The 631-nt window shown below is 69.7% G+C and carries 1 protein-coding gene; it reads right to left on the reverse strand.

Annotated features, from left to right (window positions below; translation table 4 throughout):
• Positions 1-631: hypothetical protein (locus tag FJO69_RS07720; RefSeq protein ID WP_211333792.1), on the reverse strand; the 631-nt coding region annotated here is incomplete at both ends.

The raw sequence follows: 631 nt of genomic DNA on the forward strand, positions 1-631 counted from the left end.
TCACTCGGCTGCGGGTCGTCTGCAGAAACGCCGTGGCGCGCTCGGGCTCGTTGAGCATCCAGAACCGATTCGCCGCCCGGGGTATCGCCCAGGCCATCAGCTCGGTCTCGGTCAATTCGGCGGGATTCACCGCCGCCAGCACCGCGTCAGCTTCGCGACCGCGACCCTGCCAACCGAGTGCGTAAGCCAAGGGCAGGCGTGCCGCCAGGGCGTCCGACCTATCCAGCGCTGCCCGCGCCAACCGTTCGGCAAGCCGGACGTCGCCGAGCCGCAGGGCCTGCCCGGCTGCGGTCGCCGCATCCGTGACCGCGGCCGGGGTAGCACTGGCGGGGACGTCGATGGCCAGTGAGGACAGCCGTAACTGATCGCTGACATGGTCGGATGGGTGCTTGGCCAGCTGCGCGACCAGCGACACGCGCAATGCATGCGCGTGCTCGGCCGTCAATACGGCGCGTGCGCGGTCGGCGTACAGCGGATGGCCGACAAAAATCTCGCTGGTATCGCTGTCGGGACCCACCCGCACCGCGCCGGCGGCTTCGGCTTGGCCGAGCGTGTCCAACTGCTCGCCACCGACCAGGGCCACCAGGTCGGTGCGCGCCAACGGTTCGGCGATGGCGAGGTAGTCGACAAC

It is taken from the genome of [Mycoplasma] falconis, assembly GCF_006385795.1.
Lineage (GTDB): Bacteria > Bacillota_I > Bacilli_A > Mycoplasmatales > Metamycoplasmataceae > Metamycoplasma > Metamycoplasma falconis.